The organism is Microbacterium sp. NPDC076768 (assembly GCF_040687205.1).
Taxonomy (GTDB): Bacteria; Actinomycetota; Actinomycetes; order Actinomycetales; family Microbacteriaceae; genus Microbacterium.
The window spans coordinates 1,124,206-1,148,439 of sequence record NZ_JBFBMU010000001.1 but is presented as its reverse complement, the minus strand read 5'-3'; the positions used below and the strand labels follow the sequence as shown (position 1 = coordinate 1,148,439).

Below are 24,234 nucleotides of genomic sequence, written 5' to 3'. Positions count from 1 at the left end.
TCATGCTGTCATGTCACACCCAGGCGATCGGATAGGATAGACAAGTTGTTCCTGGTGACGTGTCCGAGCGGCCGAAGGAGCACGCTTGGAAAGCGTGTGTTGTGAAAGCAACCGCGGGTTCGAATCCCGCCGTCACCGCCAAAAGAAAAAGAGCCTCCGCATCTGCGGGGGCTCTTTCTCGTTACGAGGCAATCCGTCACATGTCGGGAGAATCCGGCCAAGGGCCTTCAGCAGGGGCATTTATGCCGACAAGCGTGCGTTCTCCCGACATTTGTACCTCGGAAATTTAGTCCGTGAGGCGAATTCCATAGGCCTGCCCACCGGGCTCTGCCGGGAGGCGCGTCATCCCGAGCCGCTCATAGAAGGCGGCAGCGCCGGCGTTGCTCGGGTCGATTCCCAGGTGTAGCCCCCTACTGCCTCGACGCTTCAGCTCTGAGAACAGAGTGTCGACGAGCGCGCGGCCGAGACCCTGGCCCTGAGTCTCTGGCATGAGGTTGATGTGGAGGTGCGCGGGGTAATCCGTTGCATTCTGCCCGACGCCAGGAGCCCTGCTGTATCCATAATCGACCATGCGGTCCTCGCGGCTCGCGACGTCGACGGGCCGAGGAAAGCTCTTTCGCACAGCAGGCCACCACGAGTCATGGAACCAGCCGTAGAACGCGTCTGTATCGTCGGTCGCAACGATGTAGCCAATGACGCGCCCGTCTTCAGCCTCCACGACCCAGGAGAGATCGGGATGACGCTCCGCATACGGAACCGCGAACAGGTCGCCCCAGAGCGCGTCGTTGGAGAGGATCCCCGTCGCGTCCTTTCCCGCATCAGCAGTTTTGGCGCAGACTTCGTACAACGCGGCGCGATCGGCTGGGCGATATGGACGGATCCGAGACACGAAGACTCCTCGAGGATGGATGGTTTTTTTCAGCCTACCGGCGCGCTGATCTCGTGCTTCGTGCGCATTACCCACGGCAGCAACCAGGCGGCGAGCACCAACACAACCCCGGCCCCGACGAGCGCGCCACCAAGAGTGTCACTCGCCCAGTGCACCGAGAGGAAGGTACGCGAGAGCGCCATGGCGAGCACCCAGAGAGCACCGATAATTGCCACCCAGACTCGCGGAAACAAGACCCAGAGCACAAGCGCGATCGTTGCGGCGTTCGCCGTATGCCCCGAAGGGAATGAACCGTAGTCACTCACTACGAGCATGTCGTCTGGGCGCGCCCTGCCGAAGATCTGCTTGAGCAGTTGCACCATCCCCGCACTCGCCGCGAAAGACAGGGCAGCGAAAACGGCACCTCTCCACCAGCGGACGATGACAAGAACGAGGATCGTGAACAGCGGCACAGCGAGAATCGCTACCCACCCGCCACCGATCCAGTTCAGGACGAGCGCAAAGTCGAGCATCCAGTCTGCTCTGGCTCCCGCCACCGCGTCGTTCCACCACTGGTCGAAGCCGGGGATCGCGGGGTACGCCGATACGATGACGGCTCCCAGAACTGTCGCGAGCATCAGGAGGCCCACTCCCCACCACAGCAGCATTCGCCTGTTCATAGGCTCATTCTGGCGCATGTCACCGAGATGTCATGGACTCAGCATGCCGACAGTACGCGGACGCACGATGAACCACAGCGAAAGGATGCCGATCGTCGCACACCCCACCATGACAGCCGCCATCGTGGTGGCGGTGATGCCCGCGTCACGGGAGAGCCATCCGACGACTGGCGAGATGAGCCCGGCGATACCGAAGTTTGTCGCGCCGATGATCGACGCTGCGGTGCCTGCCGCTTTGCCGTGACGATCGAGAGCGAGCACCTGCACATTCGGGAGGGTGAAGCCGCATGCCGTCATAAATACGAACAACGGAATGACAGTGCCCCAGAGCCCGAGACCCAGCTGGTCGGTGACGATGATCGCCACCCCCGCGATGAGCAGCACGGCGGTCGAGTAGGCCATCACCCACTGCGGCCCGAAGCGCGCTGCGAGGCGAGCGGCGGTCTGGACTCCGATGACCACTCCGAGCGAATTGACGGCAAACAGCATGCCGTACTGCTGCGCGTCGAGCCCGTGGGTGACCTGGAAGAGGAAAGGCGAAGCGGAAAGGTACGAGAACAGCCCAGAGAATGTCATTCCGCCGATGATGAGGACACCAATGAACACTCGGTCAGAGAGCACGGAGCGGTAGCGCTCCAACATGGTTGTGCCACCGCGGCCCTGGCGTCGGGCGGGGGGCAGCGTCTCTGGAATGAACAGGATCGTCGAAAGCAGCATCATGATGCCGTAGGCGGCGAGCGCAACGAAGATTCCCTGCCAGGGCATCAGAGTGAGCAACCACGATCCGATCAGCGGCGCGATAACCGGGGCCACCCCGGAAACCAGCGCGAGCCGGGAAAGCATGACCACCAGGCGACGGCCGCCAAACAGGTCCCGCACGATCGCCATCGCCACGACGCCACCGGCCGCCGCACCGACGCCCATGAAGACCCGCGCAACGCTGAGCAGCGCCAGGTCTGGCGCAAAGGCAGCCGCCAGGCTGGCGACGACATGGAGTGCGGTGACGGCGATCAGTGGCACACGCCTACCGACCTTGTCACTGAGGGGGCCGACGACCAGTTGACCGAGTGCAAACCCGATCATTGTTCCGGTCAGCGTCAGCTGGATCGCGGCTGCCGTGGTCTGAAACTCTTCTTCCAGCACCGGAAAAGCGGGCAGGTACAGGTCGATAGTGAACGGCCCAAGTGCCGTCAGCGCGCCCAGCAGAATGATGTACAGCGTGCGCCGTCGGTTCGAGATCGCATCCCCTGGGTGCAACATGATCGGCGCGGTCGCCGGATTCGCCCCGAGTGTGCGGATCGCTCCGGTCGGCATCGAAGTGCGAATGCTGCCTGTCGCGGTGCGCTCAGGGTGCACAGGACGCTCGCCGGAGGCAGTCTCCGGCGAGGTAACGGGGATGGGGTCAGTACGAGGCGCGTCGGACACGAAGTCCTTCCAGAGTTCAGCGGTTCACAGTCGAATCGATTCGACCAGGGGAAACTCTAGATTACAGGCGACCGCCGCTGTGTGGGCGAAAGATCTCAGCGCGAGCTGCGTTCCAGCCCCTCTTGCAGGTCGGCGATCAGGTCACGCACGTCTTCGACGCCCACAGAGAGGCGCACAATGTTCTCCGGAACGGCGAGCTCTGTGCCGCGCACCGAGGCGTGCGTCATGTCGGGCGGGTAGCCGATGAGCGACTCGACGCCGCCGAGCGACTCCGCCAGCTGGAAGAGCGAAGTGCTCTCCGCAAAGGCTCGTGCCGCATCGGCTCCGTCGGCGAGCCCCAGCGAGAGCATCCCACCAAAACCGCTCATCTGCTTGGCTGCAATCGCATGCCCTGGGTGCGTCTCCAACCCCGGGTAGTAGACCTGCGTGAACTCAGGACGGGCAGAAGCCCACTCGGCAATCGCCTGCGCGTTCTCCGAGTGCTGGCGCATCCGCAGCGCCAGCGTCTTGATGCCGCGTGTGGTGAGCCACGCATCCAACGGCGCCGAGACAGCGCCCACAGCAAACTGCTGAAACTTCACATCATCGAAGAAGCGATCGTCTTGGAACACCACTGCGCCGCCCAAGACGTCGGAGTGGCCGCCCAGGTACTTTGTGGTGGAGTACACCACTGCGTCGGCTCCGAGCGCGAGCGGTTGCTGCAACGCAGGAGAGGCGAACGTATTGTCGACCACCACGGTCGCTCCAGCGGCGTGCGCGACCTCGGAGATGAGCGCGATATCGACGACCTTCAACAGCGGGTTGCTGGGGGTCTCGAGCCACACCACCTTCGTTTCAGGACGGATAGCTGCGCGCAGTGCATCGACATCGGAGAGCTCGACAGTCGTCGTCTCAATTCCCCACTTCGAGAGCACCTTCGTGAGCAGCCGGTAGGTGCCTCCGTAAACGTCGTTACCGAGCAGAATGTGATCGCCGGGCTTCAGGATGCCGCGCAGTAGCGCGTCTTCTGCTGCGAGCCCCGAGGCAAACGAGAGAGCGCTTGCGCCCCCGTCCAGTGCCGCGAGCTGAGTCTCAAGCGATGATCGCGTCGGATTGCCCGCCCTGTTGTACTCGTACCCCTCGCGAAAACCACCGATGCCGTCTTGCACGTGAGTGGAAGCCTGGTAGATCGGCGGAATGATCGCACCCGTTCGCGGGTCAGGATCTTGCCCTGCGTGGATGGCTCTGGTGGCGAAAGCGTGGTCGGACATGCCTCTCAGCCTACGTCTGCAAACCTATGTGAGGGCCCGCCTGTTACGCCCCGCGTCGCACACGGACGCGCAGTTCTTAGCGGGAGAGATACGACAACAGATCTTGACGCGTCAACACCGTGTGCGGCTTGCCACCATCAGTGACCAGCAACGCGTCAGCTGAGGCAAGCGCCGATCGCGCCTCCGCCACGGATGCGCGTATACCGACAAGCGGAAGCTGATCGCCCACGTGTGCGCCGACGGCATCTGTCGCCTTCGCCTCACCGCGAAAGAGCAGATCGAGCAAACCCTTCTCGTCGACAGCCCCGACCACCTCGCCCATCATTACCGGGGGCTCAGCGCTCAGCACCACGAGCTGGGATATGCCGTACTCCGTCATCATTCCGATCGCGTCGAGCACGGTGTCGCCCGGGTGCGCATGCACGAGATCTGGAATCACAGCGCCCGGCATCTGCGCCTGCCGACGATCACGCGCGGCGAGCACATCGGCGACGGTCTCCCCCTCTTCGACCTCACTGAATCCGTACGAGCGCATCCAGCCATCGTTGAAGATTTTGGCCAGGTAGCCGCGTCCTCCGTCGGGAAGGAGCACCACCATCACGGCGTCTGCCGGAAGCTCACGGGCAACACGCAGCGCGCCGACAACAGCCATGCCGCTGGATCCGCCAACGAGAATGCCCTCTTCCCTGGCCAGACGCCTGGTCATGGCGAACGCGTCTGCATCGTCGACCGCCACAATCTCATGCGGCACCGTCGGGTCGTATGCCTCCGGCCAGAAGTCTTCGCCGACACCCTCGACGAGGTAGGGGCGCCCACTGCCGCCACTGTAGACACTGCCTTCGGGGTCGACTCCGACGATGCGCACGCGATCATCCGAGATGTCACGCAGATACCGCCCGGTACCCGTGATCGTTCCACCGGTACCCACCCCTGCCACGAAGTGTGTGACCTTGCCCTCGGTGTCTCGCCAAATTTCCGGCCCTGTGCTCTCGTAGTGGCTGAGCGGCCCCTGGGGGTTGGCGTACTGGTTCGGTTTGAAAGCACCGGGGATCGCTCGCGCCAGGCGATCGCTCACTCCGTAGTACGACTCTGGGCTGTCTGGAGCGACCGCTGTCGGGGTCACCACGACCTCTGCGCCGTAGGCACGCAACACGTCGATCTTGTCTTCACCGACCTTGTCTGGCAGAACGAAGACACACTTGTAGCCGCGTTGCTGGGCCACGAGTGCCAGCCCGACCCCGGTGTTGCCGCTGGTGGGTTCGACGATCGTGCCACCGGGCTTCAGATCGCCTGCTGCCTCAGCCGCGTCAATAATTCGAGTGGCGATGCGGTCTTTCGACGAGCCACCAGGGTTGAGGTATTCGAGTTTGACGAGCACCGTGCACGCGACACCCTCTGCCACATGGCGGAGCTTCACAAGTGGCGTGTCACCGACGAGGTCGATGATCGAGTCTGCGTACTTCATGATTTCAGAGTAGACGCGCGAATGCCGCGACCGGGCCTGTGTTGCACCCGACCGCGGCATTCGTTGCGATCCCTGAGCTTGTCGAAGGTCCCTGAGCTTGTCGAAGGGTTAGCCCTTCGTCGACCCGGCCAGCAAGCCGCGCACGAAGTAGCGCTGCAGGGCAAAGAACACAATCAACGGAACGATGATCGAGACGAACGCACCAGCCGTGAGCAGGTACCAGTCGTTTCCTCTCGTTCCCGTGATCTCCGCCAAAAGCTTGGTGATCGGCGCCGCCGCTCCATCAGCGAACACCAACGCCACAAGCAGGTCGTTCCACACCCAGAGGAACTGGAAGATCGCGACAGAGGCGATCGCCGGCATCGTCAGCGGCAGAACAACACGGAAGAAGATCTGTCCGCGAGAGGCACCGTCGACGCGCGCCGCTTCGATGATCTCGCCCGGAATCTCGGACATGAAGTTGTGCAGCAGATAGATGGCCAGCGGGAGGGCGAACATCGTGTGCGCTATCCATACCTGCGCGTAGCCCTGGGAAGCATCCAGCGGCAGCGTTACTTGCAACCCGAAGAGATTGATCCCTCGCGAGAACGAACTCAGCAGCGGCACCAGGGCCATCTGGATCGGCACGATCTGCAGGGCGAACACGAAGATGAACAGCGCGTTGCGCCCCTTGAAGTCGATCCAGGCGAACGCGTATGCCGCCATCGACGCAATCATCAAAGGGATCAGCGTCGCCGGAATCGTGATCGCGATCGAGTTGACGAACGACTCGATCATCGTCAGCTGCGTGGTACCAGACTGCAGAACGTCGACGTAGTTCTCGAGTGTGACCTGCGGGTTAGCGAAGAACTCCCACCAACCGCTCGACTGGATCTGGTCACGCGGGCGGAACGACGAAATGAACAGCCCCAGCGTGGGGATCGTCCACAGCACGGCGATGAGAATAGAAGCGACCGATGCCCAGGGGCGAGACAGCCTCTTCTTTGCGCGACCGGCGGCTCCGTTCAACCCACCACCGGTGGTGATCGCCCTGGTGTTGTCAGCGGCTTCGGACTTCACGGTGTCGGTCATCGGATCTCCCGCTGCTTCTTGATCTGGCGTGCGTTGTAAATGACGATCGGCAGCACCAGCAGGAACAGGATGACGGAAAGTGCGGCGCTACGTCCGGCCTCAAACTTCGAGAACTGCGTATACATCTCGTTCGCAAGCACCGAGGTGCCGTAGTTTCCTGCTGTCATCGTCCTGACAATGTCGAACACCTTCAGTGAGGCGATCGAGATTGTGGTGAGCACCACGATCAATGCGGGGCGGATCGAAGGAATCGTCACAGAAATGAACCGCTCCCATGCGTTCGCGCCGTCCAGCTCCGCAGCCTCCAGAAGCTCCTGCGGGACACCCTTGATAGCTGCCGACAGCAGCACCATCGCGAAACCGGTCTGCACCCAGATGAGCACAACGATCAGGAAGAGGTTGTTCCACGGTTCGTTCAACAGCCACTGCTGCGGCTGGCCGCCCACCCACACCAAGATCTGATTGAGCAGACCAATCTGCTTGAACTCCGGTCCGCGGTACTCGTACATAAAGCGCCAGATGATGCTGGCCCCCACAAACGAGATCGCCATCGGCATGAACACAAGTACTTTGTAAATCTTCTCGCCACGGGTCCGATCGATGAAGACGGCGTAGGCGAGACCCACGATCGTCGAGACCGTCGGCACGAGCAGCACCCAGACGATCGTGTTGACGACCGCCGTGATTCCGTCTGACTGCGTGAAGATCCAGATGTAGTTGGCGAACCCGACGAACTCTTTGCCAGAAGAGTTGAGGAACGAGGAGTACATCGTCTGGATCGAGGGGAGCACGAGTCCCACCAGCAGCAACAGCAATGCCGGCGTCATGAACGCGACAAGCTGGATCAAGTACCCGACACCATCACGCGAGCGATAGTCGAGAAGGAAGAACACTCCACCGACAACGACGGCCACGCCCATCGCCCAGTAATAGGAACTGAAGAAGAACATCACGCCGAGTGGGATGAGCAAGCACATCGCCAGTCGGATCCAGGTGTACTTCGCACCCCTGCGTGGAGCTACGTCCACGCAAAGCAGGATGACGGCCACGACCACCGCAAAAGCGATGACCACAGCGACAGCCTGCAGGATCGGCGGGAGCGTGCCAATCCATTGGAAGAATGTTGTCGCGTTCACGGATTCCCCTTCATCACGCGGTGCGGATCGGCGATTCGCACATCGGTGTGCGGGATCGCGAAAGCAGAAGGGCCGCCTCCCAGAGGCGGCCCTCCTTCTTTATTAGCTGGCTGGCCAGCCCGTCTGGATCTGCGTGAGGACGTCGTCTGTCGACGTGCCGTTGATCCACGAGACCATGCCCTTCCAGAACGTTCCTGCGCCAACAGCACCCGGCATCAGGTCAGAAGCGTCGAAGCGGAACGTCGTGTCAGAGTCCTGAAGAATCTTGATGGTCTCCTGCAGGATCGGGTCCTTGGCGTTCGCCGGGTCAAGCCCATTGTTTGCCGAGGTAACGCCGCCGAGGCTGACGCGGGCGTTTGCCCACTCGGGGCTGGAGAGGTAGGCAAGAACCTTCTGCGTTGCCTCCGAGTCGCTGAATGCGCCCACGATCTCGCCCGCACCGGTGACAGCGGAGTCGTCTGCCGTCTCACCAGGAAGCATGAAGGCCCACACGTCGCCATCCTCAGAGATGTCGGTGCCCTCAGGGTAGAAGCCGGACAGGAACGAAGCCTGGTGGGTCAACGCGCACTCGCCTGCAGCGAGCTTGGGAGCAACATCACCGAACGCGGTCGAGTTGATGGAGCGGACGTCGCCGAAGCCAGCGTTGACGTTCGCCGGGTCCAGCAGAATCTCGCCGACCGAGTCGAAGGCCTGCTTGATCTGCGGGTCGGTGAACTCGATCTCGTTGGCAACCCACTGGTCGTAGACCTCTGGTCCGGCCTGACGAAGCACGTAGTCCTCGATCCAGTCCGTTCCCGGCCAACCGGTCGCGGTGCCCGACTCAAACCCGGCACACCACGCGGGTGTTCCGGTCGCCGCCTGGATCGACTCGGTCAGTGCTGTCATCTCATCGAGAGTCTCTGGGACTTCTACACCCCACTCGTCGAACTTGGTAGGTGAGTACCAGATCCACCCCTTGACGTTGGCCATCAGCGGCGCGCCGTAGAAGGTGTCGTCGACGGTGCCGTAATCGACCCAGTCTTCTGTCCAGTACTCGTTGGCGTTCTTTTCGACCTCTTCCGGTGCCGGCTTCAGGAAGTCACGCTGGGCGAAGTCTGCGAACAGACCAGGCTGCGGGAAGATCGCGATGTCTGGCGGGTTTCCACCCTGTGCCCTGGTTCCGAGCTGCGTCTCGAAGTCCTGGCTACCTTCGTACTTGATCGTGATGCCGTTTTCGTCAGCCCAATCGGACCAGGACTCCTGCAGGAGTTCCGCTTCGGCATCGACAATCGTGCCGTAAATGGTGACGGTAGCGTCTTCGCCGCTATCGCCGCCCGATGCTCCACCCGGAGCCCCGCAGCCGGCGAGCGCGATGCCTGCGACGCCCAACAGGGCGATCGGCGCGTAACGCCGGGAACGCTGTGACAGAGCCATGTGAATTCTCCTCTTCGAGTACAAGTTCCTGATTCGTGCGATGCCACCCCGGGGCATCGTTAGGGAACCGATTCCAGGACAACCTACTTGCCATAAGCACTCCCGCACAACATGAGCGAGTCACAAGCTCGCAACCATTCACTCCGCTGACTTCTCGCACATGGGAGCGCTCTCTCGCGTCACACCTGGAACCGGTTCCTTTTCTTCACGTTGGCGACTACGCTTTGTCGCGGTGCTTGAGCCGTCGCACCGCGTGAAACGCCCCCACGTTTTCAGGTCAAGGAGGACCAATGAGCACGATTGCGGATGTCGCATCGCGCGCTGGTGTCTCAAAGGCCACAGCGAGCCGGGCACTGAGCGGCCGCGGGTATGTCGCCGAAACCACCAGAGCGAGGGTGGCGAGCGCTGCCAGCGAGCTCGCCTACGTGGCCCATTCCTCTGCGACGAGTTTGGCCACAGGGCGCACACACACAGTCGGCCTCGTGATGCCACCGGTGAATCGCTGGTTCTTCGCCGAGTTGCTCGCCGGCGTACAGGAGTCATTGCTTGCGCTGGACTACGACCTCGCCCTCTACGGGGTCCCCGAAGGGTCAGCGACGAGAGAGCGGCTATTTGAAAGCGTTCTTCCCGGCAGGCGATTTGACGGGATCATCGCGGTCGGAATTCAACCGAGCGCCCACGAGCTTGAGCGGCTTCAGCGCACAGAACGCCCGTTGGTGATCCTCGGACCGTATGGAGAAGGCACCAGCGCGGTGTCGATCGACGACGTTGCCGCCGCCCGCATCGCCACCGAGCATCTGATCGAGCTCGGGCATACCAACATTGCGTTCATCGGTGGGCCAACGGGCGAGGCACCGGAGAGCTTTGGAGACGAACGGCGTCTTTGCGGCTATCAAGATGCGCTGGCTGCCGCTGGCATCTCGGCGAAAGCACGTGTCGTCGCAGCGGCGCCGACGATGCCGGGCGGCTATGCGGCTGCGGCGGGCTTGCTGGGCGACAGGCGCCACCGCCCGACGGCGATCATCGGGGTCTGTGATGAAGCCGCTATTGGCGCGATCATCGCAGCCAGACGTCTGGGTATCGCTGTTCCCACGGAACTGAGTGTGGTCGGCATCGACGATCACGAACATGCAGAGATGTTCGCCCTGACCACGATCGGCCAGTCACCTCGCGAACAAGGGCATGAAGCGGTGCGCCTGCTGACGAAGCAGATGGAGCAACCAGACCCTATACTCGAGCATCTTGCAGCGGAGTCGGCTCTTGTCGTGCGCAATACGACAACAGCCCCCCGCTAGAACGCCGTTCCCGGGTCAAGGCTTTTGTCTGCACACGCACTGTCCGCACACGCACTGTCTGCACACGCACGAAGGCCCCGAGTGAGAACCCGGGGCCTTCGATAAAACGCGTAAGCGTCGCGATTACTTGAGGGTAACCGTTGCGCCTGCCTCTTCGAGAGCAGCCTTTGCCTTCTCGGCGGTCTCCTTGTTAGCGCCCTCAAGGACAGCCTTGGGTGCACCGTCGACGACAGCCTTGGCCTCGCCGAGACCCAGCGAGGTGAGCTCGCGGACGGTCTTGATGACCTGGATCTTCTTGTCGCCAGCAGCCTCGAGGATGACGTCGAAGTCGACCTTCTCCTCGACCTCTTCGGCAGCAGCTCCGCCTGCGCCTGCAGCGGCGACGGGGGCAGCAGCGGTGACCTCGAACTTCTCCTCGAACGCCTTCACGAACTCGCTGAGCTCGACAAGGGTCAGGCCGGCGAACTGCTCAAGCAGTTCCTCGGTGGAAAGCTTCGCCATGATGTATCTCCTAGATAGATGGGGTTTTTAGACGAGATCGCAGATCGCTTACGCGGCTTCTGCGGTCTCCAGCTTTTCGCGAAGAGCATCGACGGTGGCAGCAGCCTTACCCATCGTTGCCTTCATCATGCCCGCAGCCTTCGCCAGCAGAGCCTCACGGCTCTCGAGCGCGGCGTACTTGTTGACCTCGTCCGCGGTGAGGGCATTGCCCTCGAAAACGCCGGACTTGATCACGAGAAGCGGGTTGGCCTTGGCGAAGTCACGAAGAGCCTTGGCGGTGGCGACAAAGTCACCGTGCACGAACGCGACAGCCGACGGACCCTTAAGGTCGTCGTCCAGCGCGGAGATGCCAGCCTTGTTGGCGGCGATCTTGGTCAGCGTGTTCTTCACCACGGCGTACTCAGCGTCCTGACGGATGCTGTTGCGCAGCTCCTTGAGCTGGGCAACCGTCAGACCGCGGTACTCGGTCAGCAGGACGGCGTTCGAGTTCTCGAATGACTTCGTGAGCTCGGCGACCGATGCATCCTTCTGCGCCATGGTCACTCCTTGGTGTGTACGAGGCGCCGCACGGTGGTGAGGCGCCGACCTTGACCACCTGCACAGAGAAAAAGCCCCGGCGCAAGCGCACGGAGCTTTGAAAGTTCGTGTCCTGCGCGGGCCCCTGCTGTGCAGAGCTTCGATCGCCACGTGCTTTCGCACACAACGATGACCAGCGGTCTTCGGTTACCCCAACTATACCCCACTTCTCCCCCACCCCCATCCACCCCCAGTCCCCCCAGTCCCCCCACTCCCACTCCCCGCACACCACCCAAAATCGCCGAGTGCACGGGCTATTGCCGAGTGCACGGGCTGTCGACGTGAATTCGCGGTGCATTCGGGCGTAGCCCGTGCACTCGGTGGAGTGGGTTGGGGGTGGGTGGGTTGGGGGTGGGGGGACGGGGGACGGGGGACGGGGTGTCAGGGTGGGGTGATGTGGAAGGAAGCGAGGCGGGCGGCGAGAGCGGCGGGGGTCGTGATGTGCTCCGAACCCCAGCGCGCGAATGCCCACTGCGTGCGTCCGCGGATCCAGTCTTCGCGCTGCTTCTCCGCCAGCAGAACCTGCTCAAGCGTGCGTCCTGAGCGCTGCGCCTCGTCTATGTACTTGCCTTTGCCGTCGAACTCGCCGAAGCATCGCACGTCAGCAAGTTCAAAGTCGACGAAGTAGCGGCGGCGACCTGGGCCATCGACAGGAATCTGCAGACCCGGATCGGCAAAGCCGAGCGTGCGCAGATGTAAGCGACTGATGCTCTCTCCCGGCAGTTGTGCCCGCCCGTCCGCGAAGTCCGCCACCCATCGGGCCTGCCGTACGCCCCGCGCTCCCCCTGCTTGGCCCAGACGCTTCACCATCGCGCGACGCCAAGCGACAACCGCATCGGTATCCCACTCCCACTGTCGCTCTGCCATCTGCCGTTCGGCCGCATCCGCTACAGCCACCGCGGCAGGCGCGGGCACCGAGCGAATGAGGTCGAAGACTGTTCGAGCGAGCGATGTGCACCGAATACCCGCACGCACAGTGATGTCAGAAGCCGGAAGCGGAGCCACATGCCGAAAGACATCCGGTGCACTCGAGATGCGCGTCGGTGCAGCCGTTGTCATATGCACGCGCACGAGCCGCATCGCGTGCAGCGGCAGATTCCACAGCACAGCGGCGGAGCTATGAGACATGATGGCCGGCCCGCTCGCATCGCGCGCCACCGCGATGACGTGCGCGTAATGCTGCTGCTCTGACCACAACGTTTCTCGCTCAGCCGCATCGATGAACCACCCCCGTCGGAGCGGGAACAACGCACCACTTTGCACAGCATCTGCAATGCGTCGATCCGTCCACCCACTTCGGAGCAGCATCACGCGGGACTGAACGAGCTGAGGCAATACGGGCGAAGTCGACATGCCCCATAGTTCCGCCCCGCCACTCCCACCCCCACGTCGCCCCACCCGTCTCCCGCACCCCCTGTTCCCTTCCCACATCTTCCGTGCTTTGTGCAGGAGCAGTCCCCCGCCTGCCGAGGGTGGGGACGGGGGGACGGGGGCGGGGGACGGGAGGACAGACGGGGCGGGGGCGGCGTGTGTGGGGAGGGAAGGGGGTGGGCGGAGATAGAGTCGAGGGGTGAATCCGGAACTCGCTGCACGCATCGTCGCGGACTCACGCGACCGCGTGGCGTGGTTGAGGGCGCGATCGCGCGGAATCACCGCCACCGATGTCGCATCGCTCACATCTGAGAACTCGATTGCGCGGGCGGCCGACTCGAAACTTGGCGGTGGGCCTCGCTTCAGCGGCAACGCCTACACCGACCACGGCAGGCGACGAGAACCGGAAATTGCCGCGTGGGTCGCCGCCACCCACGGCATCCTCCCCTCCTCCGCGCTCTTCCGCGCTGAGGTTGAACACCGGCACCTCGCGACCCCAGACGGCATTGCCGTGGATGCAGAAGGACGCGTCAAGCTCGCCGAGATCAAAACAACGAACAAGGCGTTCCGCGGAATCCCCCGCACCTATCTGCGCCAGGTGTGGTGGCAGCAGCACGTACTCGGTGCAGAGCGCACCCTGTTCGTCTGGGAAGAGCACGTCGACTTCGCCCCCATTCACGATGAACCTCGCTGCGTGTGGATCGACCGCGACGACCGCGAAATCGCGAAACTCGTGGGGCTCGCCACATCCCTCATTGACGAGCTTTACCGCCGTACGACCGGGCAACAGGTTCCGAGCAGAACGATCGATCCTGTCACCAGTCGCCGCGAGGAACTACGCGAACGCGACGCTTTCCGTGCGCTCGCTCTCGCCGACTGATCAACCACTCCCCTCGGCACTCGAGCGCACTCTTACCGATTAGTTGACGCACCTCAACGATCTGCGTATAGTTGACGCAGTTCAACCATCTTCGTGCGCGCCAGAGCTGTCGCAGCATCGTCTCTCTTACCGCGAAAGGTCACGAATGACCACGGATTCACCCGTCAAAATGACGCACCGCCAGGTGCTCGAGGCTCTCACCGGCCTCCTCCTCGGCATGTTCGTTTCGATGATCGCCACCACCGTCGTCTCCACCTCGATGCCCGTCATCGTGCACGACCTCGGTGGCGACCAGGCTGCCTACACCTGGGTTATCACGGCGACGCTTCTTACCACCGCGATCTCGACGCCGATCTGGGGAAAGCTCGCTGACCTCTTCAACCGCAAGCTCCTGATCCAGATCGCGATCATCATCTTCGTCGGCGCTACCGCGGCCGCTGGCTTCTCGCAAGACACGGGCACCCTGATCGCCTTCCGTGCACTGCAGGGCATCGGCGGCGGCGGACTCGCCGCACTGAGCCAAGTCATCATGGCCGACATCATCAGCCCACGCGAACGTGGACGCTACATGGGCCTGTTCGGCGCCGTGATGGCCGTCGCCACGGTCGGCGGCCCGCTGCTCGGCGGATGGATCACAGACGTCGCAAACTGGCGCTGGAACTTCTTCGTCGCCCTCCCCTTCGCCGTCGCCGCGCTGATCATCCTGCAGAAGACCCTGCACATCAGCACCGCACGCACGCGCAAGGCCTCGATCGACTACGTCGGCATTGTGTTGCTGTCTGCTTCGGTTTCTCTCATCCTCATCTGGATCACAAACGCCGGATCGACCTTCGACTGGTGGGGCACAGAGACCATCCTCATGGTGGGTGGATCATTGGTCGCCGCCATCGCGTTCATCATCGTCGAGCTGAAGGTGCGAGAGCCGCTCATCCCGCTCACCCTCTTCCGTGGACGCACTTTCACCCTCTCGGTGCTCGCGTCGATCTCTATCGGCGTGGCCATGTTCGGCACCTCGGTATACCTCGCGCAGTATATGCAGCTCTCGCGCGGTGCGACACCGACAGAGGCAGGCCTCATGACGCTGCCGATGATGGCCGGTCTCCTGATCTCTTCCATCGTCGTCGGCCAACTTGTCACTCGTTTCGGCAAGTGGAAGGGCTACCTGATTCTCGGTTCCGTTCTGCTGATCATCGGCTCCGCCACGTTGTCGACCCTGCACTACGACACGAACTTCGTGTTGGTATCGCTCTACATGTTTGCGATGGGTGCTGGCGTCGGCATGACGATGCAGAACCTCGTGTTGACTGTACAAAACGTCGCCAAGCCCAGCGAGATGGGCGTCGCGAGTTCCGGCGTCACCTTCTTCCGCAGCCTGGGTGGCACCGTCGGCGTTTCCGTGATGGGGGCGGTGCTCGCGAACAGCCTCACCAACCTCTTCACAGATGGCAAGGAGCGCGTGGGGGCAGCGATTGCGCAGCTCGGCGACAAGGGCGCTGAGGTCGCCGCGCAGCTCTCCAGCGGCACAGTCCCTGAAGTGCGACTCCTGCCGGAACCTGTGCGTTCCATCGTCGAAGACTTCTACGCTCAGGCGATCTCGAACGCGTTCCTGATCGGTATACCGCTCGCGGTCATCAGCCTGATCGCCATCCTCTTCCTCCCGAACCGTCCGCTCACCACGATGACGACCTCCGAGCGTGCCCACGCTGATGCGGCGAAGGATGCCGCATCAGACAAGAGCGTCCGCCCGACCGACGATGCGGCGCAGGTCGCTATCGATGACGCGACGGCACTCTCCGGCGCTCCCACCGGGAGCGTGACCGTGGTCGACAGAGCAGGCGATGGCCGCGACAAGGCGAACCCTGATGTCACACGCTGAGCAGAGCGCTGAGCAGAACGCTGAGTCTTCGGAGGCCCGGGCCGAAGCGGTCCGGGCCCTCGAGGCGGAGTTCGGCGAGCTAATCAGTCACTTCCGTCGCGTCATCACCGAGAACGCGAACAGGGTGAGCCCTGGGCTGTTGCCTGGCGCATACAAGATCTTCACGACGATTGCGCGATGCGAACAGGTGACCGTCTCGACCTTGTCCGAGCGCATGGTGATGGACAAGGGGCAGGTGAGCAGGATGGTGCGGGAGTTGGAAGATCTCAGCCTGGTCGAGCGCTCCGCCGATCCCTCAGACGGCCGCTCTTTTCTGCTGCAACTCACGGAACTCGGCACAGAGCGTCTCGCTGTGGCGCGACTACCTCAGGAGGGGATGTTGCTACGGACACTTTCCGACTGGAGTCTGTCTGACATCGACAACCTCACGCGCCTGCTCCATGCCCTTGGCTCCGGCGTAAAACCTGACTCTTCGGCTTCTGCTTCGTTCTGACGGGCTCAGCACTCAGTACACGACGGGCCTCTGCCGCAACTTCCGCTGCGATGCTGTCGAGGAGTTCTGATTGCAGGTTCCACTGCTGCCAATAAAGCTGCACGCGGACAGTGGGACCGCCGAGCGGGACGAGCCCTTCTGAATTCTGCAATACCGGCACCAGGCCCCAGCCCAGCCCAAAACTGACCGCGAGCGCGTAGTCGTGCGAGGCCGGAACGTAGTGACGAGGCACCCCCTCTTGGTCGACCGCCATCGCCGCAAGCCACTCTCTCTGCAGCGTGTCGCGGCGATCGAAGTCGACGAACGGCGCCGCCCGTAGAGCATCAACCGTCGCCCCCTGCGGGAACCAGCGCGCCGCAAAGCCCGGCTCCGCCATCGCCCGGTACTCGAGCATGCCGAGATTCGAGACAGAGCAACCAGCGACCGGAGTGTCTTCGCTGGTGACGGCGGCCATCACCGCCCCCGACTCCAACAGTCGCGCGGTGAAGTTCTGGTCGTCGCGGTGAAGGTCAAAGTCGATGCCACGTTCGTTGGAGAGCCGGCCGAGCGGCGCAAGAAACCACGTAGCCATCGAGTCGGCATTCACCGCCAGCGGGATGCTCACTCGGCGGCCACCGTCGTCTTCTTCCACTCCAACGCCCACCATCGCGTCGTGCTCCAACAATGCAATCTGCCGAGCCAGACGCACCACCGCTTCTCCGGCCGCGGTCAGACGCGCTGGCTTCGTGCGCACCACCAGAATGCGGCCGAGCTGTTGCTCGAGGGTCTTCAGACGCTGACTCACCGCCGACGGAGTGATCTGCAGTCTTCTCGATGCGGCGTCCAGGGTTCCTTCGTCGTCGATTGCGGCCACCGTGGCGGCGAGCTCTGGATCAATCTTCACATTAGTGATGCTAATGGTTCATCAGAAACCTTCGCTTCACTTCAGGTCAGCTACTTCCTAGTCTGAACACATGCTTCCCGTCCTCGCTGGCCTCGGTCTTGGCCTCTCTCTGATCGTCGCGATCGGTGCTCAGAACGTTTTCATCCTGCGCCAGGGCATTCGCCGTGAGCATGTACTCGCCGTCGTGATTATCTGCGCGGTATCTGACGCGGTTCTGATCGCGGTCGGCGTCGCGGGCCTCGGATTCGTCATCTCTGCCGCCCCCTGGCTCATCGTGGTTGCCCGATGGGCCGGCGCCGTGTTTCTGCTCACCTACGGTGTGCTGGCGGCCAGGCGCGCGTGGAGAGGTGGCGAAGAACTGCACGCAGAAGCACCCGAGAGCGAAGGGGCGAATGCGACGGCCTCGCCGGATGGCTCGACCCGTACCCTCGCGCGCCCACGGACGCGCACTCGTCTGGCTCCCGTGGTCATGACCGTGCTCGCGCTCACATGGCTGAATCCCCACGTGTACCTCGACACGGTACTGATGCTCGGATCAATTGCGAACACGTACGGCGACGACCGCTGGCTGTTTGGTGGCGGTGCGATCGCTGCCAGCCTGCTGTGGTTTGTCGGGCTGGGTTTCGGGGCGCGCTACCTGAGCCGCTGGCTGAATACACCTCGGTCGTGGCGCGTGCTCGATGCTCTCATCGCCATCATTATGGTGTCGATCGCGATCAGTCTCGTCTTGCCCGTATTGGGAGGCTGACCACTCACAGTCCGTCGAGCGGACGCATGATGCGCGTGAGGAATCGCTGCGTTCGCTCGTGCTTCGGTGCACGGAAGAGCTCGGCAGGCGGTCCCTGCTCGACCACCACACCGCCATCCATAAACAGCACATGGTCTGCGGCTTCGCGCGCAAAGCTCAGCTCATGAGTCACCACGGCCATCGTCCAGTTTTCATCCGCGAGCTCTTTGATCACGAGAAGCACCTCCCCCACGAGTTCAGGGTCGAGAGCACTCGTCGGTTCATCAAAGAGCAGCAGATCCGGCTTAAGGGCGAGAGCACGCACAATGCCGACGCGCTGCTGTTGCCCTCCGGACAGCTGGTGCGGGCGCGCGTCCGCCTTCTCTTCCAGGCCCACACGCGCAAGCAGAGCGAGAGCTTCCGCGACAACCTCTGCTTTCGGGCGCCCTTGCACCCGCCACGGCCCCTCGATGACGTTCTCAAGAACCGTCAAGTGCGGGAAGAGATTGTGATGTTGAAACACCATCGCCGAACGGTCCCGTAGCGCGAGTCGCTTCTGCTTCTGCACTCGCGGAGACGGCTTCGGGTCGGCGGCAAAATCGACCTCGGGCCCGCCATCGACGACGATCGTGCCCGCGTCAGGGGTTTCCAGACCGTTGAGGGCGCGCAGTACCGTGGTCTTCCCGGAACCACTGGGGCCGATCAGCACGACCACCTCGCCTCGGTGCAGGGTCAGGTCGATTCCGCGAAGCACCTCGTTATCGCCAAAGCTCTTACGCAGTCCGCGGGCGGTGAGCAAGGCCTCGGACGTATTTTCACTGGGAGACACGACTGTCGAGCCTCCTTTCGAGGGCACTCTGCCCGAAGGAAAGCACCAGGCAGAGAACCCAGTACACCAGCGCGGCGGCGAGGTACAGAGTCATAAACTCATAGGTCGTTGAAGCGATCTGTTGCGCTACCTTGAACAGCTCCGTCACCAGGATCAGCGATGTGAGCGATGTGTCTTTCACCAGCGAGATGAAGGTATTCGACAGCGGCGGCACCGACACCCGCGCGGCCTGAGGCAAAATGATGCGCGTCAGCGTGCGGGTGCGGTTCATGCCCACCGTGTAGGCCGCTTCCCACTGCCCCTGCGGAACGGAGAGGATCGCTGCCCGCACCACTTCGGCGCCATAACCGCCGACGTTGAGCGACAGGGCGATGATCGCACTCGGCCACGGATCGATCGTGACGCCGATCGACGGCATCCCGTAGAAAATAACGAACAGCTGCACCAGAAGCGGTGTGCCTCTGATCACCGAAATGTAGAAGCGGGCGATCCCTGAAACGAGCGGATTTCCCGAGATCCGCATCAGCGCGGCGCCGACAGCAATCACGAGCCCTAGCGCAAACGAGGCCAGCGCGAGCGGCACCGTCACCGTCAGGCCCGCCCAGGCGATGGGCCAGAGCGAGTCGAAAAACAGCTGCCAGGGGTTATCCATCCGCTACTGCGACACGTCTTCGCCGAAGTACTTCTCGCTGATCTCGGCCAGAGTGCCGTCAGCGCGCAGTTCCTCCAACGCCACGTCTACTGCCGAGGCGAGTGCCTCCTTGTCTTGTGTGAAAGCGAAAGCCTGCTCGCCTGCTTCCTCGGTCTCGGCTGCGATCTTGAGACCAGTGGGGCTGTTCGTCGTCTCGTAGTCGAGGAACGTGAGCTTGTCGTTGATCGTAGCGGCCACGCGTCCCTGGCGCAGCAGTTCGACGGCCTGCGCCCAACCCTCGACGCCCTCGACGTTGGCGCCAGACTCTGTCGCCAGCTCGTTCCAGTTACTCGTGAGCGACTGCGCGGTGGTCTTGCCATCGAGGTCATCAAAAGAAGAGATGGAGTCATCATCCTCCGTCACCACGATCACGCCGGGCGAAACCGTATAAGGAGCGCTGAAAAGGTACTTCGCTTCGCGCTCATCGTTGATGGAGACCTGGTTGGCGATCACATCGAAGCGACCGGCCTCAAGGCCTGCGAAGATCGCGTCCCACTGGGTCTCTTCGAACTTCACCTCAAGGTCGAGCTTGTCGGCGACAGCCTCGATGATCTCGACGTCGTACCCGGTGAGCTCGCCCGCGCCGTTGTCTTCGTGAAAGCTGAACGGACGGTAGGTTCCCTCGGTGGCAACGGTGAGCGTGCCTTCCTGCACCAGACCAAACTCGGAGCCTGTGGAGGTGTCACCACTCGTGCTATCGGGCGTGCTCGACGAGCTGCACGCGGTGAGCAACGCTCCGGCGGCAACGAGCGCGGCGATGGCAGTGAAACGACGAGACATGAACCCTCCTGGGGTAAAAAGCGCGGTGCGAGTTTACGCGACCGCGCACGAATTCCTTCACAGTACGCGGGACGCTGTCTTTCCCCGCATCTGATGACTCTCCGTGTCAACGCCCACCCTCCCCCCTTTGTTCCCCTTCCCTGTTTGCTCCCCTGTGCGCTCCCGTCGCACTTTCTGTCGCTTGGTGGGCGATCGGGCGACAGATAATGCGACGGGAGCGGGCTCAGCGTGCACGAAGGGCGCTACGAACACGGCGGACGAGTTCGACCTCGTTCTTCAAAAGCGCTGCGGTTACCTCAATGACGATCCAACCGGCGGCACGCAAGCGCGCCATCCGTTCCACATCCTTCGCGTAGGTGCGGCTGTGGAGGATCCCGTGATACTCCACAGCGACCTTCTCACGGAGATAGGCGAGGTCAAGGCAGGCAAGAAACTCGCCCTCGACGCCGAACACATCGACATTGAGAGCCGGTTCGGGAAGAGCGTAGTCACTCAGAATGCAGCGCACTCTCGTCTCCCGAGGAGACCACGAGTCTTCGCGAACGAGCTCGAGCGCGGTGCGCAATCGTCGGATCCCGACTCGCCGACCAGACGCCACCGCCTCGGCGAGATCCGCTCTGGACGTGATGGCGTCTCGGCCTGAATCTGGACGCCCTACTCCCACTCGCCACGCTCGACAAAGGTAGTCACCGACGGCGACGACGTCGTACAGCGGCAGCCTTCCGAGCGCCGCCCATGTGGTCGCCGCAGACGCCACCATGAGACCGTCGAGTTCTCGTGCATTCGACGTCTCGATACGTGCGCGGTGACCGATGACTCCATCGATCCGAGGAAGCGGCGCAGTACCGAAGACGCTGACGTGCACGGAGGGTGGCAAACGGGCAGCCGCTCCGTTGGCGTCGCGGGCGAGCGGAAACGGCGCTCCCCACAGCGCAGCAGCAGTTTCATGGCTGAAGAACTGGCCGCCGCTCATCCTCGGTGCGTATGCGCGAGCGCGCTCTCGCCGTTGTGCTGCTTGCCGTTCGAAATCGTCAACGTCGTCAGAGGGTCCTGCCGGTGCAACTTGTCGTACACGGACTCCAGCGAAAGGCCGCACGAGGTCGGCTCTCCGCATCCTCTCTGCAGTGATCCCTAACGCTGCAGCATCGTCAATGTGGAAAGTGTTTCCGAGTTCCGCAGGAAGTTGTCGAGGTGAGCGCATCTGCCACACCGTGTCAAACGGCTCCCGCTTCAGTTGCCCTTATCCACAGATCCTTCCCCCCACCCACCCTTGCTCCCGTCGCACTTTCTGTCGCTCCCCCGACGTTTGAGCGACAGAAAGTGCGACGGGAGCAGAGAGATCTGGGTGCGGAGGGGAGTCAGGACAGTACCGAGGGAGGTCGGGTGGGGAGGAGAGGTGGGGAGGAGAGGTGGGGAGGAGAGGTGGGGAGGAGAGGTGGGGACGCAAAAGCGCCCCCGGACGAATCCGGGGGCGCTTCAGAGAGTCAGACTCAGATGGAGTTGACGTCCAGCGGGATGCCGGGGCCGAACGTGGTCGACACCGCACCCTTCTGGATGTAACGGCCCTTCGAGCTCGACGGCTTCAGACGAACGATCTCCTCGAGCGCTGCACCGATGTTCTCGTTCAGCTGCTCAGCGGTGAAAGAAGCCTTACCAACGATGAAGTGCACGTTAGCGTGCTTGTCAACGCGGAACTCGATCTTTCCGCCCTTGATCTCCTCAACGGCCTTGGCCGGGTTCGGGGTCACGGTACCGGTCTTCGGGTTCGGCATCAGACCGCGCGGTCCGAGTACCTTTCCGAGACGACCGACCTGGCCCATGAGCTCCGGGGTGGAGACTGCAGAGTCAAAGTTGGTCCAGCCATCGGCAACCTTCTGGATGAGCTCGGCGCCGCCGACCTCATCTGCACCTGCGGCGATCGCTGCCTCGGCCGCTGGGCCGGTGGCGAAAACGATGACGCGAGCGGTCTTACCGGTGCCGTGGGGCAGAATGACGGTGCCGCGCACCATCTGGTCTGCCTTGCGGGGGTCAACGGCGAGCTTCAACGCAACCTCAACGGTCGAGTCGAACTTCGACGAGCCAGTCTCCTTTGCGAGAGCAACAGCCTCGGTCGGAGTGTAGAAACGGTCTGCCTCGATCTTCTCGGCGGCAGCCTTGTAAGCCTTGGACTTAGTAGCCATGATTATTCTCCTCAGCCCTCGACCGTGATGCCCATGGAACGAGCGGTGCCGGCGATAATCGAAATCGCGGCATCGATGTCGTTCGCGTTCAGGTCAGCCTGCTTGGTCTCGGCGATCTGGCGGACCTGGTCCTTGGTGATCTTCGCGACCTTGACGGTGTGCGGGGTCGCGGAGCCCTTGGGGACACCAGCGGCCTTCTTGATGAGCTCCGCTGCGGGCGGGGTCTTCAGGATGAACGTGAAGCTGCGGTCCTCGTAAACGGTGATCTCTACGGGGATGACGTTGCCGCGCTGCGACTCGGTCGCGGCGTTGTACGCCTTGCAGAACTCCATGATGTTAACGCCATGCTGACCGAGCGCGGGGCCGATCGGCGGCGCCGGGTTGGCTGCACCGGCGTTGATCTGAAGCTTGATCAGGCCGGTCACCTTCTTCTTCGGTGCCATTCTCTTTCCTTTCATCGAATCGAATACCAGAGCATTCGTTTCTCCCACAGGTCCGGCGTTTCCGAACCGTGGTTGTCTGTGCGTCCTTCGACAGGCTCAGGAACCCTTCGACAGGCTCAGGAACCCATTGCGAGTTCAGGAACTCAGCTGTGGGACATCACACAAACCACGTAAGTCTACCCGATGTTCGCCGTCCCGCGTGCCAGGCGACCTGCCCGCTCCCGTCGCACTTTCTGTCGCTCAATAGGCCTCCCAAGCGACAGAAAGTGCGACGGGAGCTAAAAGAGTTCTGGGGCGGAGGGGCGGAGGGGGCGGAGACGCGAGAACGGCCGCCCCGAAGGGGACGGCCGTTCTCGTGAGGTGTGTCTTGTTAGGCCATTTTGGTGACCTGGTCGAACGAGAGCTCGACCGGGGTCTCACGCTCGAAGAGCGAGACGAGAACGGTGAGCTTGCCGCTCTCCGGCTTGATCTCGCTGATCGAACCGGGAAGACCCGCGAACGAGCCTTCCTTGATCGTGATGGTCTCGCCGATCTCGAAGTCGACCTCGGCAGGAAGCGGACGAGCGACGGCGACGCCACCCTTCGACGCAATGTTCTTGGCCGTGGGGACGTCCTTGACCTCGACGAGCGACTTCAACATGTTGAAAGCCTCTTCGAAGCGCAGCGGCGTCGGGTTGTGCGCGTTACCCACGAAGCCGGTGACACCGGGGGTGTGACGAACAACAGACCAGGTGTCTTCGGTGAGCTCCATACGCACCAGCACATAGCCGGGGATGCGTACGCGAGTGACCATCTTGCGCTGGCCGTTCTTGATCTCGACGACATCTTCCATCGGGACCTCGACCTGGTAGATCTCGTCCTCGACCTCGAGCGTCGACTTACGCTGCTCGATGTTGGCCTTGACCTTGCGCTCGAAACCGGCGTAGGAGTGGATGACGTACCACTTGCCCGGAAGCATGCGCAGGTCCATCCGGAAAGACTCGTATGGGTCTTCCTCTGCGTCTTCAGCTTCGTCGTCGGCAGACGCTTCTTCGTCGCCGTTCACGTCGGGGCCGTCGTACGGGGCAACCTCTTCGGCTGCGGCGGCGTCGCTGTCAGCGGCATCTTCGGCCACAGCGTCGTTGAGAACCTCAGCGGCAGCCTGAGACTCAGCCGCTTCGTCCAGGTTGAGAGCGTCGTTCACGATCGCGTCAGCCTCCGGGTCGTTGATTTCGATGTCGGTGTCCTCCGTTGGGCCCTCTTCGCCGTCCACGTTTTCGACGTGAACCGCGACGTGCTCAGCCGGAGTGACCGAAAGCTCTTCAGCGGCGAGAACGTTGCCCTCCTGGGCTTCGTCTTCTTCGCTGGACTGCTCTGCGGCGGTCGCCCAGTCGGCGTCGTCGGAATATCGTTCAGACACGT

General features: G+C 62.6%; 24 protein-coding genes and 1 tRNA gene. 6 read left to right on the top strand and 19 right to left on the bottom strand.

Annotation, left to right across the window (positions count from 1 at the left end; translation table 11 throughout):
- Positions 1–53: 53 nt before the first annotated feature.
- A tRNA-Ser gene (locus AB0O87_RS05685) sits at positions 54–141 on the top strand.
- Positions 142–286: 145 nt separating this feature from the next.
- Here AB0O87_RS05685 and AB0O87_RS05680 read toward each other — a convergent pair.
- The 8 genes from AB0O87_RS05680 to AB0O87_RS05645 form a co-directional block, all read right to left on the bottom strand.
- Positions 287–889 (bottom strand): GNAT family N-acetyltransferase, encoded by a 603-nt coding sequence (locus AB0O87_RS05680; protein ID WP_363512516.1) that lies wholly within the window; start codon positions 887–889, stop codon positions 287–289.
- Positions 890–918: 29 nt separating this feature from the next.
- Positions 919–1,548, bottom strand: coding sequence for a phosphatase PAP2 family protein (locus AB0O87_RS05675; RefSeq protein ID WP_363512514.1), 630 nt, complete (start codon positions 1,546–1,548; stop codon positions 919–921).
- A 30-nt stretch (positions 1,549–1,578) separates the two neighbouring features.
- Positions 1,579–2,973, bottom strand: a complete 1,395-nt coding sequence (locus AB0O87_RS05670; RefSeq protein WP_363512512.1) for a multidrug effflux MFS transporter — start codon at positions 2,971–2,973, stop codon at positions 1,579–1,581.
- Positions 2,974–3,068: 95 nt separating this feature from the next.
- Entirely contained in the window at positions 3,069–4,223 is a 1,155-nt protein-coding gene (locus AB0O87_RS05665; RefSeq protein WP_363512510.1) for a cystathionine gamma-synthase, read from the bottom strand.
- Between the two features lie 76 nt (positions 4,224–4,299).
- Entirely contained in the window at positions 4,300–5,688 is a 1,389-nt protein-coding gene (locus AB0O87_RS05660; protein WP_363512508.1) for a cystathionine beta-synthase, read from the bottom strand.
- 108 nt (positions 5,689–5,796) lie between these two features.
- Positions 5,797–6,759: a carbohydrate ABC transporter permease gene (locus tag AB0O87_RS05655; RefSeq protein ID WP_363512506.1), complete on the bottom strand. Its 963-nt coding sequence runs from the start codon at positions 6,757–6,759 to the stop codon at positions 5,797–5,799.
- On the bottom strand, positions 6,756–7,895 hold the full coding sequence (locus AB0O87_RS05650) for a sugar ABC transporter permease (protein WP_363512504.1): 1,140 nt from the start codon (positions 7,893–7,895) through the stop codon (positions 6,756–6,758). Before AB0O87_RS05650 ends, AB0O87_RS05655 begins: the two co-directional genes overlap by 4 nt.
- Positions 7,896–7,997: 102 nt before the next feature.
- Entirely contained in the window at positions 7,998–9,308 is a 1,311-nt protein-coding gene (locus AB0O87_RS05645) for an ABC transporter substrate-binding protein (RefSeq protein WP_363512502.1), read from the bottom strand.
- 290 nt (positions 9,309–9,598) lie between these two features.
- Here AB0O87_RS05645 and AB0O87_RS05640 point away from each other — a divergent pair, with 290 nt between their 5' ends.
- A complete protein-coding gene (locus AB0O87_RS05640; protein ID WP_363512500.1) occupies positions 9,599–10,603 on the top strand; it encodes a LacI family DNA-binding transcriptional regulator in 1,005 nt (334 codons plus the stop codon).
- 123 nt (positions 10,604–10,726) lie between these two features.
- On the opposite strand, the gene rplL is transcribed toward AB0O87_RS05640, so the two are convergent.
- The 3 genes from rplL to AB0O87_RS05625 form a co-directional block, all read right to left on the bottom strand.
- Positions 10,727–11,104, bottom strand: a complete 378-nt coding sequence (gene rplL / locus AB0O87_RS05635; RefSeq protein ID WP_363512498.1) for a 50S ribosomal protein L7/L12 — start codon at positions 11,102–11,104, stop codon at positions 10,727–10,729.
- A gap of 48 nt (positions 11,105–11,152) precedes the next feature.
- Positions 11,153–11,641 (bottom strand): 50S ribosomal protein L10, encoded by a 489-nt coding sequence (gene rplJ / locus AB0O87_RS05630; RefSeq protein ID WP_363512496.1) that lies wholly within the window; start codon positions 11,639–11,641, stop codon positions 11,153–11,155.
- A gap of 420 nt (positions 11,642–12,061) precedes the next feature.
- A complete protein-coding gene (locus tag AB0O87_RS05625; protein WP_363512494.1) occupies positions 12,062–13,033 on the bottom strand; it encodes a hypothetical protein in 972 nt (323 codons plus the stop codon).
- Between the two features lie 217 nt (positions 13,034–13,250).
- On the opposite strand from AB0O87_RS05625, the gene AB0O87_RS05620 reads away from it, so the two are divergent.
- From AB0O87_RS05620 to AB0O87_RS05610, 3 genes are all read left to right on the top strand, one after another.
- Positions 13,251–13,931, top strand: coding sequence for a YqaJ viral recombinase family protein (locus AB0O87_RS05620; RefSeq protein ID WP_363512492.1), 681 nt, complete (start codon positions 13,251–13,253; stop codon positions 13,929–13,931).
- A gap of 145 nt (positions 13,932–14,076) precedes the next feature.
- On the top strand, positions 14,077–15,807 hold the full coding sequence (locus AB0O87_RS05615; RefSeq protein ID WP_363512490.1) for an MDR family MFS transporter: 1,731 nt from the start codon (positions 14,077–14,079) through the stop codon (positions 15,805–15,807).
- The gene (locus tag AB0O87_RS05610) at positions 15,794–16,300 is read left to right on the top strand and encodes a MarR family transcriptional regulator (protein WP_363512488.1); all 507 of its coding nucleotides are present in this window, start codon (positions 15,794–15,796) and stop codon (positions 16,298–16,300) included. Before AB0O87_RS05615 ends, AB0O87_RS05610 begins: the two co-directional genes overlap by 14 nt.
- Here AB0O87_RS05610 and AB0O87_RS05605 read toward each other — a convergent pair.
- Entirely contained in the window at positions 16,233–17,183 is a 951-nt protein-coding gene (locus AB0O87_RS05605; RefSeq protein WP_363512486.1) for a LysR family transcriptional regulator ArgP, read from the bottom strand. The genes AB0O87_RS05610 and AB0O87_RS05605 overlap by 68 nt on opposite strands.
- Before the next feature lie 70 nt (positions 17,184–17,253).
- On the opposite strand from AB0O87_RS05605, the gene lysE reads away from it, so the two are divergent.
- Positions 17,254–17,931 carry an L-lysine exporter gene (lysE, locus tag AB0O87_RS05600; protein WP_363512484.1) on the top strand — a complete coding sequence of 226 codons (678 nt, stop codon included), beginning with the start codon at positions 17,254–17,256 and terminating at the stop codon, positions 17,929–17,931.
- A 4-nt stretch (positions 17,932–17,935) separates the two neighbouring features.
- Here the strand turns inward: lysE and AB0O87_RS05595 are convergent, their stop codons facing one another.
- From AB0O87_RS05595 to nusG, 7 genes are all read right to left on the bottom strand, one after another.
- On the bottom strand, positions 17,936–18,739 hold the full coding sequence (locus AB0O87_RS05595; RefSeq protein ID WP_363512482.1) for an amino acid ABC transporter ATP-binding protein: 804 nt from the start codon (positions 18,737–18,739) through the stop codon (positions 17,936–17,938).
- A complete protein-coding gene (locus AB0O87_RS05590) occupies positions 18,726–19,391 on the bottom strand; it encodes an amino acid ABC transporter permease (protein WP_363512480.1) in 666 nt (221 codons plus the stop codon). The genes AB0O87_RS05595 and AB0O87_RS05590 overlap by 14 nt, the downstream gene beginning before the upstream one ends.
- Positions 19,392–19,394: 3 nt before the next feature.
- Complete coding sequence (locus AB0O87_RS05585) at positions 19,395–20,210, bottom strand: transporter substrate-binding domain-containing protein (protein WP_363512478.1); 816 nt, start codon at positions 20,208–20,210, stop codon at positions 19,395–19,397.
- A gap of 223 nt (positions 20,211–20,433) precedes the next feature.
- The gene (locus AB0O87_RS05580; RefSeq protein ID WP_363512476.1) at positions 20,434–21,183 is read right to left on the bottom strand and encodes a hypothetical protein; all 750 of its coding nucleotides are present in this window, start codon (positions 21,181–21,183) and stop codon (positions 20,434–20,436) included.
- Positions 21,184–21,700: 517 nt separating this feature from the next.
- On the bottom strand, positions 21,701–22,390 hold the full coding sequence (gene rplA, locus AB0O87_RS05575; protein ID WP_363512474.1) for a 50S ribosomal protein L1: 690 nt from the start codon (positions 22,388–22,390) through the stop codon (positions 21,701–21,703).
- Between the two features lie 11 nt (positions 22,391–22,401).
- Positions 22,402–22,833, bottom strand: coding sequence for a 50S ribosomal protein L11 (rplK, locus tag AB0O87_RS05570; protein ID WP_363512472.1), 432 nt, complete (start codon positions 22,831–22,833; stop codon positions 22,402–22,404).
- Positions 22,834–23,203: 370 nt separating this feature from the next.
- Positions 23,204–24,232, bottom strand: a complete 1,029-nt coding sequence (nusG, locus tag AB0O87_RS05565; protein WP_363512470.1) for a transcription termination/antitermination protein NusG — start codon at positions 24,230–24,232, stop codon at positions 23,204–23,206.
- Positions 24,233–24,234 lie beyond the last annotated feature (2 nt).

Bases quoted from the DNA above. Each gene is read 5' to 3' on its own strand.
- rplK (WP_363512472.1), bottom strand. From the start codon at position 22,833: ATGGCACCGAAGAAGAAGGTGACCGGCCTGATCAAGCTTCAGATCAAC.
- AB0O87_RS05640 (WP_363512500.1), top strand. From the start codon at position 9,599: ATGAGCACGATTGCGGATGTCGCATCGCGCGCTGGTGTCTCAAAGGCC.
- rplA (WP_363512474.1), bottom strand. From the start codon at position 22,390: ATGGCTACTAAGTCCAAGGCTTACAAGGCTGCCGCCGAGAAGATCGAG.
- AB0O87_RS05675 (WP_363512514.1), bottom strand. From the start codon at position 1,548: ATGAACAGGCGAATGCTGCTGTGGTGGGGAGTGGGCCTCCTGATGCTC.
- AB0O87_RS05665 (WP_363512510.1), bottom strand. From the start codon at position 4,223: ATGTCCGACCACGCTTTCGCCACCAGAGCCATCCACGCAGGGCAAGAT.
- AB0O87_RS05645 (WP_363512502.1), bottom strand. From the start codon at position 9,308: ATGGCTCTGTCACAGCGTTCCCGGCGTTACGCGCCGATCGCCCTGTTG.
- AB0O87_RS05610 (WP_363512488.1), top strand. From the start codon at position 15,794: ATGTCACACGCTGAGCAGAGCGCTGAGCAGAACGCTGAGTCTTCGGAG.
- AB0O87_RS05660 (WP_363512508.1), bottom strand. From the start codon at position 5,688: ATGAAGTACGCAGACTCGATCATCGACCTCGTCGGTGACACGCCACTT.
- AB0O87_RS05585 (WP_363512478.1), bottom strand. From the start codon at position 20,210: ATGTCTCGTCGTTTCACTGCCATCGCCGCGCTCGTTGCCGCCGGAGCG.
- AB0O87_RS05615 (WP_363512490.1), top strand. From the start codon at position 14,077: ATGACCACGGATTCACCCGTCAAAATGACGCACCGCCAGGTGCTCGAG.
- lysE (WP_363512484.1), top strand. From the start codon at position 17,254: ATGCTTCCCGTCCTCGCTGGCCTCGGTCTTGGCCTCTCTCTGATCGTC.
- rplL (WP_363512498.1), bottom strand. From the start codon at position 11,104: ATGGCGAAGCTTTCCACCGAGGAACTGCTTGAGCAGTTCGCCGGCCTG.
- AB0O87_RS05655 (WP_363512506.1), bottom strand. From the start codon at position 6,759: ATGACCGACACCGTGAAGTCCGAAGCCGCTGACAACACCAGGGCGATC.
- AB0O87_RS05625 (WP_363512494.1), bottom strand. From the start codon at position 13,033: ATGTCGACTTCGCCCGTATTGCCTCAGCTCGTTCAGTCCCGCGTGATG.
- rplJ (WP_363512496.1), bottom strand. From the start codon at position 11,641: ATGGCGCAGAAGGATGCATCGGTCGCCGAGCTCACGAAGTCATTCGAG.
- AB0O87_RS05590 (WP_363512480.1), bottom strand. From the start codon at position 19,391: ATGGATAACCCCTGGCAGCTGTTTTTCGACTCGCTCTGGCCCATCGCC.
- AB0O87_RS05580 (WP_363512476.1), bottom strand. From the start codon at position 21,183: ATGAGCGGCGGCCAGTTCTTCAGCCATGAAACTGCTGCTGCGCTGTGG.